Below are 19,098 nucleotides of genomic sequence, written 5' to 3' on the forward strand. Positions count from 1 at the left end.
CCGTGTTAGTTTACCTGCCGATAAGAACTTTCATCGGGAGCGAAAAGCATTAACTGCGCACTTCCATAGGTAACCGTCACCGCCGCATCAAGCAGCGGGTGAGGAAAACGCTTGTTCGCAATGATCAGCGCGTCGCTCAATACGAACAGCGGGCCGCCGAGCGAACGCGAATAACTGCTATACGCCGCCAACAGCGCGCCATAGGCCAGCAGCTTCGGATCGCGGATCAATGGCACCGCAGCCAGCCACAACCCCGCATGCACCCACGGGTACTGCGGCCGCACCCCGCGACGCACCTGGCACAGGATCATGGCCGCGTGCCCCGCCGCGAAACAGGCGGCACCTTGCTCCAATTTGCGATTCTTCCGCAGCAACACCAAATCCCCGGCGGCGTGCCCGAGCCCGCCGAGCACCATGAGCGGGTCGCGATAATCGATCAACGGCGGCACGATCAACATCTTGGCCACCCGCTGCAATTTCCGCCGCTTGGTCAGTTTTGCCACCGTTGTTGTCGCCGTGGCGGCCGCCGAAACGAATCGTAATGGGGTGCGAAAATCAGACAGGCTCATACCGCTGTAGCCTAGCCTGATTTACAGCACATGTGTGGCCACGGTTCGGGCACTAGTTCGTTTTATGCTCGCCCACGCTATCGTTCTGGAAAATGATCTTCGCCTCGCCAATCTCCGGCAGCCCGCCCGTGTGCGTCTTTAACAGCTCGGAGCAGCCGTTGCCAACGATCGTGTTATTGGCAAGCGACACCCCATGAATATCGCCCACAATGCGCTCGTTGCCCACCTGCCCGCCGGTCACCTCGGCGCCGACATACACCAGCGGCGTGTTCGCGTTCCTGGGCGTAAACACGTTATCCTCCACCGTCACATTGCGCAGCGGCCCGCGGCCGCCACCATAGGTGACCTTGGACTTATCCACTGGGCTTTCAATCGTCCCATTGGACATATACGAATGCAGATTGGTCGGCGCACCGTTCAAGTTCGATTCCGCGGAGCGGCCGTCCCAAATGGATTCGATGCCCACCACGGCCCTGCGCGCCGCGCCATCGATGGTGTTGTTTACAAAGACATTATCGTCCGAATCGGTGCCCACATACAGCAGCCAACTGGGTTGTTGTTCGCCCACCACCGTCACCGAATTGCCGCGGAACGTATTGCGGTCACTATCTTGGTACGCCTGCAATAGCGCCTGACCGTGGGAAACCTCCGTGCGCACTGTGTTGTTCAGCACTTCGTTCCCGTTTGAGTTGTAGGCGATATGCACGCTGGAGGAATAGCTATTGCTCAGGCTATTGTGCTCCACCACATTGTTATTGCAATTGTTCTGCATGGAAATATTGCGGGTGTTCGCGGTGACCTCATTATCCCGAATGACGCTATCGGAAACCCCAGAGAAGCTAATCCCGTAATACCCGCCGTGGATATAATTCCCGACGATCGAAATATTGCTATTCTCGTAACGGTTCGGGCTCACGGTACCGTCGGTCACGTACCTGTCCCAGATTGGGCTGGCGCTGTTTTTAAAGCGATCGTCGGGATCGTTGCGCTCAGAATTCACCGAAATGGAAATGACCTGGCCCTTGGTTTCCTTCTCACCAACAATATTCTCTATCCGGTTGTTTTCCACCCGGATGTTCTTCAGATCCCCGCCGTCCGCGGCGAGTTCGATGCCGCGGTAGCTCAGGCCCGTCATGGTCACACCGGTAATGGTGATGTCCGTAACAGCCACGGCGGCGATACCGCGAGTGAATTTTGCGTCACTCAAATCGATGGTGAAATTCCGTATCGTTGTCCCGCTCGCACCGCGCACGAATTCAAAGGTGCTGGTAGGGCTGTCCTGGCTGGCCTCGGTATTCACATCGATGCTCACACCATGCCCATCGAAATACTTCACATTCTTGGGAATGGAAACGCGCTTTGTAATCACGTATCGCTGGTTCGGGCTCAGGCTCACCCCAAGGTTCCGCTCGCCCGCCAAACCCAATGCGTGCTGAATTACATCGGTGGCATCATCCGCGAATTCATAGGCGAGTAGGCTGACCTCTTCTTCGAATTTCGTGCCGTAAATCGAATTCCCAATTTGAATTTCCAGGTCCGCGCCTTTGTCCTTGGTCAAATCGCGCACAAAGCGTACCGTGGCCGCGCCGTCGGTCACCAAAAATTCACGGTCCGCGACGTTCGCTTTGCGCGCCTCCGCGATGGTGGCGAATTTCCGCGGGCCCTCGTCAGGCTTTTTTGATTCCGTCGATTTTGTTGCGGAGGTCTTGGATTCGCTGGTCTTCGACTTCGCCGTCGTTGAGCTTTCCGAGGTATTGCTTTTCGACGTCCCGCTCTCCTCGCCGTCCTCCCCTACCGTGCCTTCCGGCTCTTCGAGATCCACATCTGGCAGCGGCTCATCGAGGCCATCCAAATCCGAATCGGATTGCTGTGGCTGGGATTGTTGCGGCTGGTTGGGTTGCGCTGGCCCCGGGGCCGGTTGCTGCTGCTGCGGCTGCTGAGGTTGGGGTTGCTGTGGCTGCTGGGATTGCTGCGGTTGCTGCGGCTGGTTTGGTTCCGGCACGCTGGGCTGGTTGGGGGGCTGCTGTTGCGACTCCACCACATTCGGCTCCACGGCGCTGGGTTGTTCCACCGCTGGGCCCTGTTGCACCGGATTTTCCGGGGCGGCGGGCGCAACCGGCTGTTCGGGCTGCTGGGGTGAGGCTGGCTCTTGCTGCGTAGCTGGTTCCGGGGCAGTGTCTTGGGGTTGTTCCACCGCCGCAACTGGGACCGGGAAGTTTTGGGGCATGGGCACTTCCTTACCCGAGATGCGCGGCGTTTGCGGCAGTTCGCTTTCCTCGAAATGCGGCTCCATGCGCCGATGCAGCCCTGGGCTATCCGGTACGGCCTGGGCTGGTTGCTGCACTGCGTACGCACGGGGCTCCGGCTCTTGCTGCGATGTTGGCGTGGAGGTTGCGGCCTCCTCCTGATTCCCCCGCGCCTGCGGCGCTGTCTGCTGCTGCGCATTAGGGTCCTCACAGCCGGTGAGGAACAGACAAGCAGCGATCGCGGCGGCCGCCCCCTTGATGGATAAAGGCCTGGGTCGCATCTCAAGGCTCCAATCAGGTCCAACAATTTCGTTGAGCACAAGATTGTGTTAGCAAACTTGCATCAAACGATGTTAGCAGCACTCATAGCGCCTATAGTGCGATAAAAATTACCCACCCCCATACGTGTGTGGACACGCTGGGGGTGGGCACAATCGCCAGGTCAGGCGGGGCGTCGAAAAGCGGTTCGCTTAGCTACCGGTAATGTCGAGCCCGTCGCCCCCGGCGGAGGCGCGCACGTGCACGGTATCGCCGTCACGGATCTCACCAGCCAAAAGCTTCTTGGCCAGCGCGTCGCCGATCGCCTGCTGAATCAGCCGGCGCAACGGACGGGCACCATATGCGGGATCGTACCCACGTTCGGCCAGCCACTTGCGGGAACCCTCGTCAAGGTCGAGGACGAGGCGCCGCGCCGCGAGCCGTTCCGCAAGCTGCGCAACCTGAATGTCCACGATATTGGCGAGCTGCTCCTGGGTGAGCGATTCGAAAACCACCACGTCATCGAGGCGATTAATAAACTCCGGCTTGAAGGCATGCTTCACGGCCTCCATCATCTGCTCCGGCGTGCCGCCCGCGCCCAAGTTCGACGTGAGGATCAGGATAGTGTTCCGGAAATCCACCGTGCGGCCCTGGCCATCGGTCAGGCGACCCTCGTCGAGGACCTGCAGCAACACGTCGAACACATCCGGGTGAGCCTTTTCCACCTCATCGAACAAAACCACGGAGTACGGGCGGCGACGCACGGCCTCGGTGAGCTGGCCGCCGGCGTCATAACCCACATATCCGGGAGGCGCACCGACCAAACGTGCGACGGAGTGCTTCTCACCGTACTCGGACATATCGATGCGCACGATCGCACGGTCATCGTCGAAAAGGAACCCGGCGAGCGCCTTGGCCAGCTCCGTCTTACCCACACCCGTGGGGCCCAGGAACAGGAAGGAACCCATCGGACGGTTCGGGTCCGCCACACCGGCGCGGGAACGACGAACAGCGTCGGACACCGCCTGCACAGCCTCGAGCTGGCCGACCACGCGATGCCCCAGCTCCTTCTCCATGGCCAGCAGTTTCTCCGTCTCGCCCTGCATCATCTTGCCCGCCGGGATGCCGGTCCAGGCCGAAACCACCTCCGCGATGGTGTCGGGTGTGACCTCCTCATCCAGCAAGGTGGTGTCCACGGCGGTCTCCGCGAGCTGCTTCTCCAACTCGGGGATGCGGCCATAGCGGAGCTCTGCGACGCGACCATAATCACCGTCACGTTCGGCGATCTCGGACTCCTGACGGAGGTTTTCCAATTCCTCCTTTACCTGGCGGGTCCTATCCAAAGCACGCTTTTCGTTCGTCCACGTTGCGGTGAGCGACCCGAGCTTTTCGCGGTCGTCGGCAAGCTCACGCCGCAATGCCTCTAAGCGGTCCTTGGACGCGGCGTCCGTCTCCTTCGCCAGCGCCATCTCCTCAATTTCTAATCGACGCACCGAGCGCTCAAGCTCGTCAATTTCCTGCGGCGAAGAGTCGATTTCCATGCGTAGCCGAGACGCGGCCTCATCGACCAAGTCAATGGCCTTATCCGGCAGGAACCGGGAGGTAATGTAACGGTCCGAAAGCGTGGCGGCGGCGACCAAAGCGGAATCCTGAATCCGCACACCATGGTGCACCTCGTAGCGTTCCTTAAGCCCGCGAAGGATACCGATGGCGTCCTCCACAGAAGGTTCACCAACGTATACCTGCTGGAAGCGGCGCTCGAGGGCGGCGTCCTTTTCAATGTACTTCCGGTACTCCTCCAAGGTGGTTGCACCGACCAGGCGCAGCTCACCGCGGGCCAGCATCGGCTTGATCATATTGCCGGCATCCATCGCGGACTCGCCGGTGGCGCCGGCGCCAACGATCGTGTGGAGCTCATCAATAAACGTAATGATCTCGCCGTTGGAATCCTTAATCTCATCCAACACAGCCTTGAGCCGCTCTTCGAACTCGCCGCGATACTTCGCGCCGGCGACCATGGAACCAAGATCCAGGGCGATCAGCGTCTTTCCCTTCAGCGATTCCGGCACGTCACCGGCGACAATGCGGCGGGCCAGGCCCTCCACGATGGCGGTTTTACCCACGCCGGGTTCGCCGATAAGCACCGGGTTGTTCTTGGTCCGGCGCGAAAGCACCTGCACCACGCGGCGAATCTCCGAATCGCGCCCAATCACGGGGTCGATCTTGCCTTCCCGGGCGCGCTTGGTCAGGTCGGTGGAGTACTTTTCCAAAGCCTGGAACTGCCCCTCCGGGTCCTCCGTGGTGACCTTCTTATTTCCGCGCACGCTGGGGAACGCCGCGCGGATGTCCTCATAGGAAGGCAACAGCTTGGCGGTCTCATCGCTACCGTGTGCGATACCGGCGACCAAAACCTCGGTGGACAAGAACGTATCGCCGAGCTCCGTAGCTAGGTCGCGCGCAATCCCAAACGCGGCCACCATGTCGCGGCTGAAATTCGGGTTCGCCATATTGGCGCCAGCGGCACGCGGAAAAGAATCAATCTGGGCTCGAGCGCCCGCTCGAATCGCGTCCACGTCCCCGCCCGCGGATTGCAGCACGGGTATAGCGATGCTGTCCGGCTGCTCCAAGATCGCAGCCAGCACATGGGCTGGGCGAATGTCCGGGTTACCCAACGCGGATGCGCGTTGTACAGCGGCCTGCAGGGCCTCTTGGGTTTTAGTCGTGTAATTACTCATCTGTTTGTTCTCCTAGTCGTAGTTGCGCCTACTCCACTCAACCTATCAGAAAAATTTTTATTCCAGTTGAGTCGTTCACACTCAACCTGCAAATATGAGGCAAAATATAGGCGTGATCATCGACTGCCTTCGCGCCAATGCAGAAGAGTTCCGGAAACGTACTCAAGAACTCTTTACAAGAGCACGCCCAGAAACGTTGCTACTGTTCCCTACACCTGCGCATAGTTCACTCGTTGACGCCGTTTGTTACCTGATTAAACGGGCCCCCTTTGACGAGAAAACGGTGGCGGTTCTCCGTCAACTCGCGGCCGAACATCTTCGCTTTGGCGCCCGCCCAGAACATTACGAAATCTTTGCGCAGGCCATGTGCCGCGCTTTGCAATCCATAGCGCGCGATACTGTGCCCCCTGAGGAAATCATTGAAACGGAGGCCATCTTTACCGAGGCCGCCGAAATAATGGCAACCGCCGCCCGCGAGGCCGAAGCCGGTGGTGAGCGAATTACTTATGAGGGGCGCGTTGTGGCCACCCAGCAACGCAGTAGGGATATTTATGTCGTGCGCTTAGAGGCGGAGCCTATTCCATTTACAGCGGGGCAATATTTACCTGTCACCATGCCGTTACTCCAAGGGCATTGGCGGTTCCTTTCTCCCGCTTTACCCCCGAATAGGTATGGTCACATGGAATTTCACGTGCGTGCAACCGACGAGTGTTCGCGCACACTTGCGAAAGCACGTATTGGCGACGAATGGATGTTTGGCACCCCACTAGGCAAAATGCACGTGGATTACCAGCGCGACATCCTTATGATCGCCCACACCACAGGCCTCGCCCCCATGCGCGCCATACTGCTGGAACTCGCCGCCCGCCAAGGCCAGCCGCGCGTGCACCTGTTTTTCGGCGCCGAATACCCAGGGGAGCTTTACGATCTGCTCGATCTATGGAATATCGCAGGCACAGCGCCGTGGTTATCGGTGATTCCGGTGTCCACGCACCCCACCGATAGTTGGTTTGTTGGCGCCACGAAGTTTTCCCAACCGCCCCGCGGCCTGCACCTGCGCCAAACGGGCAAGCTCGGCGAGGTGGTCACCTCCTATGGCACGTGGGACGACCGCGATATCCTGATCGCCGGCCCACCCAAGGAAGTGCAATCTATTAAAGACACCATGATTCAAGCAGGCACACCCGAATCAATCATTCAACACGACCCGCTATAGCTATCGGGCTTGGATCGTGGGGGCGACGGGTGGTTGGGGTGAGGCCTCAGCGGCCGATGGGTTGTGTGCAACCGCCGACCTGGGGCTGGTCTTTCTATTCTTCATTCGGGGGTCTCACGAAGAAATTCCGGACGAATCTCGCCCGAAAACACCGCAGCTCGTCCTTCCATTCTTCGTTGGACACCCCAATGAAGAAATTCCGGACGATCGCAGGTCAACGGCTGCACACAACCTATCCGGAACCGCATACGACCCATTGGCGGGAGCAGCTGGGAGAGCATTCCCAGGCGATAATGGTCGGACTTTCTCGAACCAACCCCCTTCGCCGGATCTGCCGCAGGCAGATCTAACAGCTCGAACTCGGCGTCCTGCGGAAACACCACCGCGCGGCGGCCGGCGTGTCGAATCTGCCTGAGCGCGAAGCTCGGCAGCCACTTCACCCCCGCCACATCACGCCGCCGATGGGTTGTGTGCAACCGCCGACCTGGGGCTGGTCTTTCTATTCTTCATTCGGGGGTCTCACGAAGAAATTCCGGACGAATCTCGGCCGAAAACACCGCAGCTCGTCCTTCCATTCTTCGTTGGACACCCCAATGAAGAAATTCCGGACGATCGCAGGTCAACGGCTGCACACAACCTATCCGGAACCGCATACGACCCATTGGCGGATCACCCGCGGCTTCATCTCACAAGGCTTTTTCGTGCAGTCGCGTTCGAACTTTCTCGAACCAACCCACGCTCACAGCACAGGTATCGAGTCCCTGACTTCCGCAACGTGCGCCACGTCCACGTCCGCGTAGATTATTTCCTCCGCCGTCCCAGCGGTGACTATCGGCACCCCGGTCGGCCCGATGATCGCGGAGTGCCCCACCCCGACCGGCGCCCCGCCTGGGTCTTCCCCGTCCGGCGCGGCCTGGTCGCAGGCGACCACATACGAGGTGGAATCCAATGCCCGCGCGGCGGTAAGCAATTGCCATTGCTCGGTTTTCCCCGGCCCTCCGGACCACGAGGCGGGTAGCACGATCACCTGCGCCCCATCCATGGCGAGCACCTTGAATTGCTCCGGAAAGCGCACGTCAAAGCACACCGCCACCCCCACCGTAACGTCCCCGCATTCGAAGGTAACGGTCTCCTCACCAGGTTTCACGGTGTCCGATTCCATAAATCCGAACGCATCGTAGGTGTGTATTTTGCGGTACCCGCGGTGGATCCCCGGCCCAGTAATCAGCGCCGTGTTATAGATCCGCCGCTTGCCCTTCCATTCATCGGCGGGGCTAAACATCCCCAGCACGATGATCACTCCCAAGGATTCCGCAAGTTCGCGCACGCGGGTGGCAAAGGGGCCGTCGATAGACTCGGCGCACGTGTCCAGCCGCCCGGTGCCAAACGCCTTCATGGTCGCTTCTGGGAATACCAACAGGTCAGCACCTGTTTCCACGGCTTTGCGCGCCCAGTGCTCCACCTTGGCCAAGTTATCCACTGTATCTGAACTGCTTCGGATTTGCACTGCTGCGATTCGCATACCTCACACTGTATGTGGATTTTGTGTAGTTATCCACAGTTTCCGCGCGCCCCTTGCCGGTTTCCCTTCCCTCCGCCACGCGCGCCGAGCAAGGTTGAAGCATGACCCTGCAATTCGATCCCACCCAGACCGTTCGTTTTCCCGCACCGATTTTAGGCACCGGTTTCCCCATCGGCGGCCCGCTTACCGACGCCGCGCTCGCCCACGCCGCCGCGCTTTGGCAACGTGGCAGCGCCGAGCTCGAGGCTTCCACAATCCATTGGGAACACGTCGTACGTACGTTCCTGGAGCGCGGAAGCGATGTGGATGCCGCGACTGCTCGGCGGTTGCTATGCCAATAGATGCCGCACTCGCCGCCGCCTGCGCCCGTCAGCTGCGCAGCGGCTGGTTTACCCCACCCACCTTCGCCGGATTAGGCACTATTTTCGACGCCGCGGACGCCGAGGCCACCCGCATCCACCAGCGCTGGGAGGCCCTCCGCCGCACCCAGGAACTGGTGGCCGATGTGCTTTCGGATGTGGCCTCCGCCCAGCTCGATCTGGACCACGCCTGGCAGTGGGCGCGGAAATTTGGCGATGAATCCGAAACCACCACCTCGTTCCTAAACACCCTGTGCGCCATGGGCGCTGCCCTCGATGCCGCCTGCGCCAGCCAGATCGAACTGATTTGCACACCCGATGCGGTGCCGCCACGGCACAGATTCGCGGACCTTGATCGGCTTTCCATCGACGCGATCCACGAGCTCAACGCCACGCCCGAGCTGGAGGCGATCGCGGGCCCGGACGGACGCATACTCGAATCCGGCGATGGCCACCTCGTGATCGCCTATGGCGACCTGGAACACTCCCGAAAGGTAGCCACCATCGTGGCCGGCGTCGGCTCCTCGCAGCCGGAAACTTGGGTGGGGTATGCGGGGCGCGGGCGTCGATTAGCGCAGGAAACCGGGGCTTCCGTGGTGTGGTTGGGCTACCGCGCGCCGGACAGCATTCCGGCCGCATTGGTCGCCGAACCCGCCATCGACGGCGGCGCCGCATTGCGCGAATTCCAGGCCGCGCTCGCCAATCGAAACTCTGAGCAATACCGCACGATCGTGGCGCACAGCTACGGCACGGTGGTGGCCGGGAACGCGGCGCGCGCGGGGCTGGATGCGGACGCCCTCGTACTCCTCGGTAGCCCCGGAGTCGTAGCCGAACACGCAAGCGAACTCAAGCTGCATTCGGAGCATCCGCGGGTGATCGCCGTGACCGGCGACCGCGATCCCATCAGCTTCGCCGCCGCCGCAGCAGGCGGGGTACACGGGCCGGACCCCACGCATCCGCGCTTCGGGGCGGAGGTTTGGGACACACCCACCGACCACAGCGGATACTGGGGAAACCAGGAATTCCTGCGGAAGGTGGGCGCGTTGGGTGGCTAGAAACGGATGGACATGCGGCCGTCGATACGCCCGTGCCGCATATCCTCGAACACAGAGTTGACGTCGTCGAGCTTGCACTCGGTGACGGTGGGCTTAATCATGCCGCGCGCGTAGAAGTCCAACGCCTCCTCGAGATCCTGGCGGGTGCCCACCAAGGAACCGCGAATGGTCAGCGCTTTGAACACAATATCGAAGATCGGCGCGGGGAAATCGCCCGGCGGGAGCCCATTAAACACAATCGTGCCGCCCTTGCGCGCCATATCGATGGCCTGGCGGAACGCGTTCGGGTGCACGGCCGTAACCAACACCCCGTGCGAGCCGCCCTTCGTGTAGGCCTCCACGGCGGGGCCGGGATCCGTCTCGCGACCATTAATCACGTACTCCGCGCCGTGCTTGCGGGCAAGCTCCAGCTTATCCTCCGAAATATCCACCGCGATGACGCGCATGCCCATGGCCACCGCGTATTGCACCGCGATATGGCCAAGGCCGCCGACGCCGGAGACGACCACGAACTGGCCGGGGCGGGTATCCGTCATCTTCAACCCCTTGTACACGGTGACGCCCGCGCACAGGATCGGGGCCACCTCAACCGGGTTCGCGCCCTCCGGTATTCGGGCGCAATATCTGGTGTCTACCAGCATGTATTGCCCGAATGAACCGTCCACGGTGTAGCCGCCGTACTCCGCTTGGTTGCACAGCGTTTCCCACCCGGTGCGGCAATGCTCGCAACGGCCGCACGCGGACCACAGCCACACATTGCCTACGATATCGCCGACCTTGACATCATGCTCCCCCTCGCCGAGGGCGACCACCTCGCCCACGCCTTCGTGCCCGGGGACGAACGGCGGTTCGGGTTTGACCGGCCAATCGCCTTCCGCAGCGTGGAGATCTGTATGGCAGATTCCCGAAGCAAGCAGCTTCACTAGGGCTTGGTGTGGGCCAGGCTTGGGGAGTTCCAGTTCGCCGATCACGAGCTCGGGGCCGAATTTTTCGACGATCGCGGCTGTAAACTTCTCAGTCATAGCGCCCTCCTTAAGGGGAACTTTTTTCAATATGGTGTAGAAATGACGAAAGACCGGTGATTCACCGGTCTCTCCGCGAGGCTCGTCCTAGAACAGGCCCGTTGGCTTATCGTTATAGGAAACAAGCAGACACTTCGTTTCCTGGTAGTGGTCCATCATCATCATGTGGTTCTCACGGCCAATGCCCGACATCTTGTAGCCGCCGAACGCAGCGTGCGCCGGGTACGAGTGGTAATTGTTCACCCAGACGCGACCAGCCTGAATATCGCGGCCCGCGCGGTAGGCGAGGTTTTGGCTGCGGGTCCAAACGCCAGCGCCGAGACCGTAAATGGTGTCATTGGCGATCGCGATTGCCTCGTCGTAATCCTTAAACGTGGTGACGGCGAGCACCGGGCCGAAGATTTCCTCCTGGAAGCAGCGCATGGAGTTATCGCCCTTAAGGATCGTGGGCTCAATATAGAAGCCGCCCTCCAAGCCTTCGAACGTTGCGACGCCGCCGCCGGTAAGCACCTCCGCGCCTTCCGCAGGCCCGGACTCTAGGTAACCAACGATCTTTTCCATTTGATCGGCAGAGGCTTGGGCGCCCATCATGACGTCCGTGTCCAGCGGGTTTCCGGTGCGGATCTCCTTCACCTTTTGCACGGCAAGCTTGAGGAACTCATCGGCGATGGACTCGTGCACCAGCGCCCGCGAGGGGCACGTGCAAATCTCACCCTGGTTGAGGGCAAACATGGCGAGACCCTCGATGCACTTGGCGCGGAAATCATCATCCGCGTCCATAACGTCCGGGAAGAATACCGACGGCGACTTGCCGCCGAGCTCGAGGGTAACCGGGATAACCTTTTCCGCCACCGCGCGCTGAATCTGCTGGCCCACCGAGGTGGAGCCGGTAAATGCAATCTTGGACACACGATCGGTGCTGGTCAGGGCGTCGCCCACCGCGCCACCGCGGCCGTTTACCACATTCAGTACGCCCGGCGGGAGCAGATCTTGGATCAGCTCGAGGACCACCAGGATGGAAACCGGCGTCTGCGTGGACGGCTTAAGCACCACACAGTTGCCCGCCGCGAGCGCCGGGGCGAGCTTCCACGTTGCCATAAGGATGGGGAAGTTCCACGGGATGATCTGCCCGACCACGCCAATTGGCTCCTTGAAGTGGTACGCGACCGTATCATTATCGATCTGCGAAATGCGCCCCTCTTGCGTGCGCGCCACCCCGGCAAAATACCGGAAATGGTCGATGGCCAGCGGAATATCAGCGATCAACGTTTCGCGGACGGCCTTGCCGTTCTCCCACGTTTCCGCCACCGCCAGCATCTCAAGGTTTTCTTCCATGCGGTCGGCGATGCGATGCAGGATCAAGGCGCGTTCCGAGGGCGAAGTCTTGCCCCAAGCGTCTTTGGCCGCATGCGCCGCATCCAGCGCAAGCTCTACGTCCGCAGCCTGGGACAAAGGCACACGACAGAACACTTCACCGGTGACCGGGGTGACATTATCCATATACTCGCCGCTTACCGGCGGTACCCACTGCCCACCAATGAAATTTTCATACTGATCCTTAAAGGTGATCAACGAACCGGGTGTGCCCGGGTTTGCGTAAACAGTCATCTGCTGGGTTTCCCTTCTTTACAACAAGCGCCCGACCTCGCGAACGCCGATACCACAGAGCCTAACCACGCGCACAAGTGTTGTAAATCATATTTTTAAAGTTTTTGGCATCTGACCTTTTGGTACCCCTCATTTCCTCGCCTTTTACAGGCCTTTTACGCGCGCGTCCGCGGCCGGAAACCCGAATGCCAGAGCACCCCATTGCAGCACCCCCAATTCCGACAAATTGTACCAAAATTGGGAACCGTTGGGGGGTTAATCACCCCCATAGCTGTCTAACAGCAAAAATTCAGCCGAAACGCAACCTGCACTACTGTTGAGTCCTTGAACCAGCATTTGGAATTAGGTAGCAAATATTACCCCATAGCGCAGCGCTGACGAATTTTTGACCTTGAACAAATCACACCATTGTGAGCCCCGGGTTCACGTGGAATCTAAGCGGGATTCCTGGGCGGGTGCCGCCTACTTATCCCGGAACCGCTGGGCTCAGACTTCAGTTGCCCCACACTTGGACGTGACTTAGGTCAATTTAGTCAGGTAACCCCTTGTCGCTGCAGTTCTGGACCGTCGGTCGAGTCACTTTTGCCTAGAGCCAACACGAAGCCCGTGCCAGGAAGCGATCAGCTGCCGCAACTTATGAGGCACCAGATTTGCCGTCAAGCAGCGCGGGAGCTCCACTTCCAGCCCACCACACTCAACCAAATGAAGGCCGAGGTCCAAAGAACAGATGCAGTGATGGCACCGAACACGGGAACCATCGAGTTATCGAGCCCACCTAATGCAACCACCATTCCGACACCAAACGGCAGAGCTGCGATGATCGAGAGATCAAGGACTCCAGCAAGGTTGATTGCCACAGCGCCAAGCAACAATAGGGGCAAACTCACCCACTGCAACACTGCAACATCACGGCTGATTGTTCCGACGAATATGCCTGCCGCACTGACACTGATCGACTGAACAAATGCACCTAACACAGCAAACGGAACGATATTCCCAGGCAGATATCCTGTTAAAAATAGCCCACTTATAACCGCGAAGGACTGTAAGAAAGCCACTGGAAATCCGGCTGTTAGCAACATTCCGATAATCGCACTCTTTCGGTATCCCCGATCAAAAAGCCAAAGTAACGAGCAATTTCCACGCATACCAACAATCACACCGGCTAACGCCATATAAATACCAAACAACTGAACAATAAAACTCATTGATAAAGAAGTTTGGACGCGTCCCGAAACATTTGCACCGTTCCCCATCCACAGTGCCATCGCGAACGCCAGGACAGGCGCCCCTAAAGTCATAATCTGATTAATTCTTCCGCGCACTATGTATTTCATGATATAACTCAGAATCGGCTTCACTTTAATTCGCTTTCTTCAAATGATTCCAAAATAGTGCGCAGCGTAGTCGCTGCCACATTCAAATCTCGAATTTCGGCGCGCACGCGCGAATCAGTAGTCAGCTTCGCTAAAGTACTCATTACATCGTCGACGTCATCGACACATATCAATACTCTGTTTGGATTCTGCCCTTCCCGCCTTGCAAATGGGTCAAACTCGCTAAAAATCTGCTCCGCAGCCTGTCCATCGGCACACGAAACTGAAATCACATACCCAAGCTCTGCCTTGAGTTCAGCCAACTGAAATGGACCATGAACATGTTGGAGGGTTATTCAACCGCTGGGGTTTTGCCGGGTGGACTTTCCGACCTCAATACCCCCGAACATAGCAAAGGCGATACAAGGTTCCGCATAATGAATCTATGACAAAACAAAACACAAATGCCTTGTACCGCTGGGCCAATACTAGCAAATGTTCGACTGATGAGATTATCGCGCTAGCCAACGACATCGAAACCGCAGGTTATACACATCATTGCCCCCTTAGTTTGGGGTTAGTCAGTAGCCTGGAATGCGCTTTGGTCTACTACTGGAGCGAAAATCTCCCGCAACGTGTGATCGCCACGATCTATGGGGTGTCCCAACCCACGATTTCCCGCGCCATCAACGCAGTCCTTGACCTTCTGGAACGCTTTCTCCCAACCGCACCAACCGTGGAAGACCTCGTACCAACGCGCCATCGCGTCCTCGATGGGACATTGGTCCCATGCTGGTCATGGAAAGGGCAACAACAGTTGATCAGCGGCAAACGCAAAGCCACCGGCCACAACCTCGCAGTCTTGACCGACCAGAACGGCAATATCGAGTACATCAGCCCGCCAATGCCTGGGAGATCTCACGATAAGCGCATCGCAGATAAGCTGGGCATCACCACCGTGTTGCCAGGCGACTATGTCACCGCCGACCTTGGGTACGTAGGTACTGGTTTTGACATCCCCCAGAAACGCAACAACGGGCAAAAGGTTCTCGAACCCTGGCAGCAGCGCTTCAACAACGCTCTTGCATCCATCCGCTGGGTCGTCGAACAAGCAATCGCCCACATCAAAAACTGGCGAATACTTCACACCGACTGCCGATTACCCATAGCCACCACGAAGCGCACAATACAAACCCTTACCAAGCTATTCTTCTACAGAAACCCCTGAATAACCTTCTTGGTTGCGAATGTAAATGAGCTGGTCTGCGAGCGAATCCATTTCCTCTAAGTAGTGGGTCACCAACAGCACGGTTGATCCGTTATCGCGCAGCCTCCTGATCTCTTTCCAGAGAATATCTCGAGATGCTGGATCCAGGCCCGTCGTAGGCTCATCAAGTATTACAACGGGCGGAGATGTAGCAACAGTAGTTAGGAGTTGCAGCCGCTTTGCCTCACCACCGGATAAACTCGATATTTTCTGATCAAGCAACTCATCCGATAGACCAAACCTTGAACGGCAGTTTTCTACCTCAGCCGAGTCAACCTGTTCCACGAATGTGATAAATTCCCGCACAGTCAAATCATCAAAAGGTCGACCGTCCTGCCTTAATACCTTTAAGTAGCTCTTCGCGAGGTCAGCAGCCAAAGGAGGGGTCTGCCCCAACAAAGACACAGTGCCTTGCGTCGGGCGAATTAAGCCGGTGATTGTATCCAGCAACGTCGTCTTACCAGCACCATTTGGACCAGCTATCGCATAAATACTTCCTGCTTCAAGCTCTAGCGTGGCATCGCTAAAGATCCTCCTTTTGCCACGAATAACGTTAACATCCCTTAGCTCAATAACGCTATCTTTATCCACTAACACAATAACGGCATTCCCTCGTTTAATTTGATATCAAATTTAATAGACCATGCTCAGTTTTGCTATCGCACTCGCGCAGCAAACACCCCTCTATCGTCGACTCGATTCAGAATTGGTACACCTATCTCAAATTAGCCAGCTTTTGCACTTCGCTTTCATCATATTGTCACCCTCGAGTTAGCATAAAGCAGTATATATCTATCGAAGCAGTATGAATGAGTTATCTGCAGTGCTTTGAACTATATATAGGAAATTTTGCTTATCTCAAGTTGGTGGCTTGAGTCACATAAACATCGGCCCCCGCGCGGGGGTAACAAGATAAACCATGCTGCCATGACTTCAGGCTCCTCGGACAAGCTCAATAGTTTACATGTTCACAACGGCGGTCTAACTGCAGGTTTAAGTAGCAATCGAGACGTTGGACCTTAAAGCCCTGAAGCACACCCAAGCGCCCAAGTAGACAACACTGAAACGAGTTTGCACAACCTATCACCAGTCTGCCAAACACTAAAGTGGCGCACAGCACGCCGGCACGCGTCCGCAGCTGTTGTCCCGGAAACTGCGGGGCTTAGACTTCAGTTGCCCACGCTTCAAGCCCAAACTTGGAGTCATGTCGTCGGAACTGGGTGCCCGCCACCGGACCTGGACACCCAACGCCGACTAGCTGGCGGCAATCTTGCCTCAACCCATCGCACTTCGAGCTACACCATTGGCAAACCCGGCTGAATGGCAGCATCAACATTAGGTCGCGCACTTCATATGACGTTTTTTACACACGAATCCCGGTTTCTGTGTAATTTTCATCGCCGGGGGCCGCCGCAGGCCTCCGTTGCGATATTTTTTACACAGATTTCGGAATTTTGATGTAAAAAATATCAGTAGACACCGTTCAACTCCGGACCTGAGGATAGGTCGACCACAACCGGATACATTAAAATGACGCGATTAGCGCAATTCGGCCATAGTCAACCATGGGCAACCAACTTCAAGCGCTGAGAAGGGCTCCTATGGCACTGCGTCAATAAAGTATTACATCGGAAACATATTGGGCTTGACCGGACCTTCCGAGGTTTAAAGTGTTGCGGAAAACCAATCGTTGGAGGCGGCGAGACAGTCGCCGAGCAAGCCAGCTTCGCCATCAATTGCGGTCCTAGCCATAAGCTCCGGAGCCTAACGGTGCAGCGAGAGCTCCAACTCCCCCATTTGGGATAGGTCGCGCACTCCACATGAAGTTTTTTTACACACGAATCCCGGATTCTGTGTAATTTTCATCATCGAGAGCCGCCACAGGCCTCCGACGCGATATTTTTTACACAGATTTCGAGATTTTGATGTAAAAAATATCAGTAGACACCGTTCATCTCAGCGCTTGGGGATAGGTTGCAAGCAACTGAAGGGCTCATATGAGGCCTTTTATGAGAATTCCGGGATACTTTAATAGGAACGCCAATTTCGATCCCGCAAAACAGGATCTATCGATCTTGTCCAATTTGATTGACCGTAACCTAATTGTCCGGGAATTGCTCCACACGGAAGGTTCCCAGTTCTAAAGCTTCCTTTTCGGTAACCGCCCCATCGGGAAGTGGCCGTTTTGGCGGGGACATCCATCCGCGCGTTACCCAACCCGCGCGTTACCCAACCCGCACATGCTACGCGCGCTCCAACCTCACCGCCCCCAGAAACACGAAATCCGCGGCACCATCAGGGATGGGTCGCGGATCGTGTACGTGTTTTACCGTTTGCGTTGACGTGGTTCCCACATCACCACGGCGGTAGACCTCGGTACGTGGACGATTTCGCCTCGGGGCCTAGGCTGTTGGGTTTGTAGCCGTTCGTTTTCCGTTTGCAGTGCTTCGTTTTGGGCTCGCAACCGGTCGTTTTCGCGGCGCAGCCGGTCGTTTTCCCGGTCCAAGGCAATAATGGTTTTAATGCCCGCCAGGTTCACGCCTTCTTCTTGGCTCAGCCGGTGGATTTCGCGGAGCAAATCCACGTCGTGTCGCGAGTATCGGCGGCCGCCCCCGCGGGATCGCATGGGCGTGACTAGGCCCAAACGGTCGTACGCTCGGAGCGTTTGGGCGTGCATGCCCGCTAGTTCGGCCGCGACGGAGATGACGAAGAACTCCGTTTCGGTCTGTTCCCTGTTCATTTCGTCCCAGCCCATCCGCTACGCGGGTCAAACCCGGAGGCTTTTTCCGCTTCTGCATAGGTTCGTAGTGCAGTGGCGGAGACGGCGTCGAGGTTTTTGGGCACGGTGACATTGACCGTGACCAGCAAGTCCCCGGCTTTACCGTCCCGCTTTGGGACGCCGCGTCCCCTCACCCGCAGGGTGCGCCCGTTCGGCGTCCCAGCCGGGATCTTGACCCGAACGGGAGCATCCAGCGTGGGCACACTCACTGTGTCGCCGAGTGCTAGTTCGGCGAAGCTTACGGGGACGGTGACCTCCAGGTCGTCGCCAGTCCTTGTAAAGACGGCGTCAGGTCGGACACGAACGGTGACAAAGAGGTCACCGGCGGGTTTGCCTTTGGGGCCGGCTTCGCCTTTGCCTGCGAGGCGTACTTTCTGCCCGTCGATGACTCCGGCGGGGATGCGTACGGTAATGGACCGGGTGCGATGCACGGTGCCTAAGCCGGAGCATTCGTGGCAGGGATCCGTGACTCGCTGGCCGGTGCCATCGCAATCTTCGCAGGGGGCGGAGAGTCCGAAGGCGCCGCGGCTTTCGCTGCGGTAGCCGGAACCGTGGCAAGTGGTACAAGTGGTGGTGCTGCCGGTTCGGGAGCCCGAACCGTGGCAGGCGCTACAGGGGGCTTGGCCGGTGAGTTGGATCGGGATGACCGTTCCTTTGGCCGCCTCGCGGAAATCTAGTGTAATTTCCGTTTCGACGTCGGCCCCTCGCGTAGCCCGAGCCGTGTTGCGAGTAGCACCACCGCGGTTGAAAAGGCCACTGAAGATGTCACCAAGACCACCTTCCTGGCTATATCCTCCCCCGCCGAAAATATCCGAGAAGTCCTGTCCGCGAAACCCGGCACCATAGCCTCCGAGTCCGCCGAACCCGCCAGTGGCTAGGGTTCGTTTGAACTCATCGTATTCGGCACGCTTGGATTCGTCTCCGAGAACGTCGTAGGCCTCGGCGGCTTTTTTGAAGCGTTCTTCGGCGCGTTTGTCTCCTGGATTTTTGTCGGGGTGGTTTGCGCGGGCGAGTGTGCGGTAAGCGCGCTTGATTTCTTCAGCGCTCGCGGACGAGGAAACACCCAGGTCCGCATAGTAGTCTTTTTCCGCCCATTCACTTCGCATTACTGGGCTCCTCCTTCCTGAGGCTTAAATCAATGAATTT

Annotated in this window: 16 protein-coding genes; 4 read left to right on the forward strand and 12 right to left on the reverse strand. The window is 58.1% G+C overall.

Annotated elements, in window-relative coordinates; all coding sequences use genetic code 11:
* Nucleotides 1-5: 5 nt before the first annotated feature.
* The 4 genes from CCANI_RS12415 to CCANI_RS12430 all read right to left on the reverse strand — a co-directional run bounded on the left by CCANI_RS12415 (nucleotide 6) and on the right by CCANI_RS12430 (nucleotide 6,343).
* A complete protein-coding gene (locus CCANI_RS12415; protein WP_146325681.1) occupies nucleotides 6-569 on the reverse strand; it encodes a lysoplasmalogenase in 564 nt (187 codons plus the stop codon).
* 52 nt (nucleotides 570-621) lie between these two features.
* Complete coding sequence (locus CCANI_RS12420) at nucleotides 622-3,096, reverse strand: NosD domain-containing protein (RefSeq protein ID WP_146325680.1); 2,475 nt, start codon at nucleotides 3,094-3,096, stop codon at nucleotides 622-624.
* A gap of 189 nt (nucleotides 3,097-3,285) precedes the next feature.
* Nucleotides 3,286-5,808, reverse strand: a complete 2,523-nt coding sequence (gene clpB, locus CCANI_RS12425; RefSeq protein WP_146325679.1) for an ATP-dependent chaperone ClpB — start codon at nucleotides 5,806-5,808, stop codon at nucleotides 3,286-3,288.
* Between the two features lie 226 nt (nucleotides 5,809-6,034).
* The gene (locus CCANI_RS12430) at nucleotides 6,035-6,343 is read right to left on the reverse strand and encodes a hypothetical protein (RefSeq protein WP_246118313.1); all 309 of its coding nucleotides are present in this window, start codon (nucleotides 6,341-6,343) and stop codon (nucleotides 6,035-6,037) included.
* On the opposite strand from CCANI_RS12430, the gene CCANI_RS12435 reads away from it, so the two are divergent.
* A complete protein-coding gene (locus CCANI_RS12435) occupies nucleotides 6,266-7,024 on the forward strand; it encodes an FAD-binding oxidoreductase (protein ID WP_246118312.1) in 759 nt (252 codons plus the stop codon). The genes CCANI_RS12430 and CCANI_RS12435 overlap by 78 nt on opposite strands.
* 739 nt (nucleotides 7,025-7,763) lie before the next feature.
* On the opposite strand, the gene CCANI_RS12440 is transcribed toward CCANI_RS12435, so the two are convergent.
* Nucleotides 7,764-8,546: a carbon-nitrogen hydrolase family protein gene (locus tag CCANI_RS12440; protein WP_146325677.1), complete on the reverse strand. Its 783-nt coding sequence runs from the start codon at nucleotides 8,544-8,546 to the stop codon at nucleotides 7,764-7,766.
* Nucleotides 8,547-8,647: 101 nt separating this feature from the next.
* Between CCANI_RS12440 and CCANI_RS12445 the strand changes: the two genes are divergently transcribed.
* Together CCANI_RS12445 and CCANI_RS12450 are read left to right on the forward strand one after the other, a co-directional pair.
* Entirely contained in the window at nucleotides 8,648-8,887 is a 240-nt protein-coding gene (locus CCANI_RS12445) for a hypothetical protein (RefSeq protein WP_146325676.1), read from the forward strand.
* A complete protein-coding gene (locus CCANI_RS12450) occupies nucleotides 8,878-9,960 on the forward strand; it encodes an alpha/beta hydrolase (protein ID WP_146325675.1) in 1,083 nt (360 codons plus the stop codon). Before CCANI_RS12445 ends, CCANI_RS12450 begins: the two co-directional genes overlap by 10 nt.
* Here the strand turns inward: CCANI_RS12450 and CCANI_RS12455 are convergent.
* From CCANI_RS12455 to CCANI_RS12470, 4 genes are all read right to left on the reverse strand, one after another.
* Entirely contained in the window at nucleotides 9,957-10,982 is a 1,026-nt protein-coding gene (locus CCANI_RS12455; RefSeq protein WP_146325674.1) for a zinc-dependent alcohol dehydrogenase, read from the reverse strand. The genes CCANI_RS12450 and CCANI_RS12455 overlap by 4 nt on opposite strands.
* A gap of 87 nt (nucleotides 10,983-11,069) precedes the next feature.
* Nucleotides 11,070-12,590 (reverse strand): acetaldehyde dehydrogenase ExaC, encoded by a 1,521-nt coding sequence (gene exaC / locus CCANI_RS12460; protein ID WP_146325673.1) that lies wholly within the window; start codon nucleotides 12,588-12,590, stop codon nucleotides 11,070-11,072.
* 656 nt (nucleotides 12,591-13,246) lie between these two features.
* The gene (locus CCANI_RS12465; protein WP_146325672.1) at nucleotides 13,247-13,927 is read right to left on the reverse strand and encodes a hypothetical protein; all 681 of its coding nucleotides are present in this window, start codon (nucleotides 13,925-13,927) and stop codon (nucleotides 13,247-13,249) included.
* Between the two features lie 20 nt (nucleotides 13,928-13,947).
* Nucleotides 13,948-14,229 (reverse strand): hypothetical protein, encoded by a 282-nt coding sequence (locus CCANI_RS12470; protein ID WP_146325671.1) that lies wholly within the window; start codon nucleotides 14,227-14,229, stop codon nucleotides 13,948-13,950.
* Nucleotides 14,230-14,351: 122 nt separating this feature from the next.
* Between CCANI_RS12470 and CCANI_RS12475 the strand changes: the two genes are divergently transcribed.
* Entirely contained in the window at nucleotides 14,352-15,134 is a 783-nt protein-coding gene (locus tag CCANI_RS12475) for a transposase family protein (protein WP_290210929.1), read from the forward strand.
* Here the strand turns inward: CCANI_RS12475 and CCANI_RS12480 are convergent.
* The 3 genes from CCANI_RS12480 to dnaJ all read right to left on the reverse strand — a co-directional run bounded on the left by CCANI_RS12480 (nucleotide 15,111) and on the right by dnaJ (nucleotide 19,058).
* Nucleotides 15,111-15,764: an ABC transporter ATP-binding protein gene (locus CCANI_RS12480; protein ID WP_186750171.1), complete on the reverse strand. Its 654-nt coding sequence runs from the start codon at nucleotides 15,762-15,764 to the stop codon at nucleotides 15,111-15,113. The two genes, CCANI_RS12475 and CCANI_RS12480, sit on opposite strands and share 24 nt — an antisense overlap.
* 1,735 nt (nucleotides 15,765-17,499) lie before the next feature.
* Nucleotides 17,500-17,913 carry a heat shock protein transcriptional repressor HspR gene (locus CCANI_RS12485; RefSeq protein WP_146324021.1) on the reverse strand — a complete coding sequence of 138 codons (414 nt, stop codon included), beginning with the start codon at nucleotides 17,911-17,913 and terminating at the stop codon, nucleotides 17,500-17,502.
* The gene (gene dnaJ, locus CCANI_RS12490) at nucleotides 17,910-19,058 is read right to left on the reverse strand and encodes a molecular chaperone DnaJ (RefSeq protein WP_146324022.1); all 1,149 of its coding nucleotides are present in this window, start codon (nucleotides 19,056-19,058) and stop codon (nucleotides 17,910-17,912) included. Before dnaJ ends, CCANI_RS12485 begins: the two co-directional genes overlap by 4 nt.
* Nucleotides 19,059-19,098 lie beyond the last annotated feature (40 nt).

This window comes from Corynebacterium canis (assembly GCF_030408595.1).
GTDB classification, from domain to species: domain Bacteria; phylum Actinomycetota; class Actinomycetes; order Mycobacteriales; family Mycobacteriaceae; genus Corynebacterium; species Corynebacterium canis.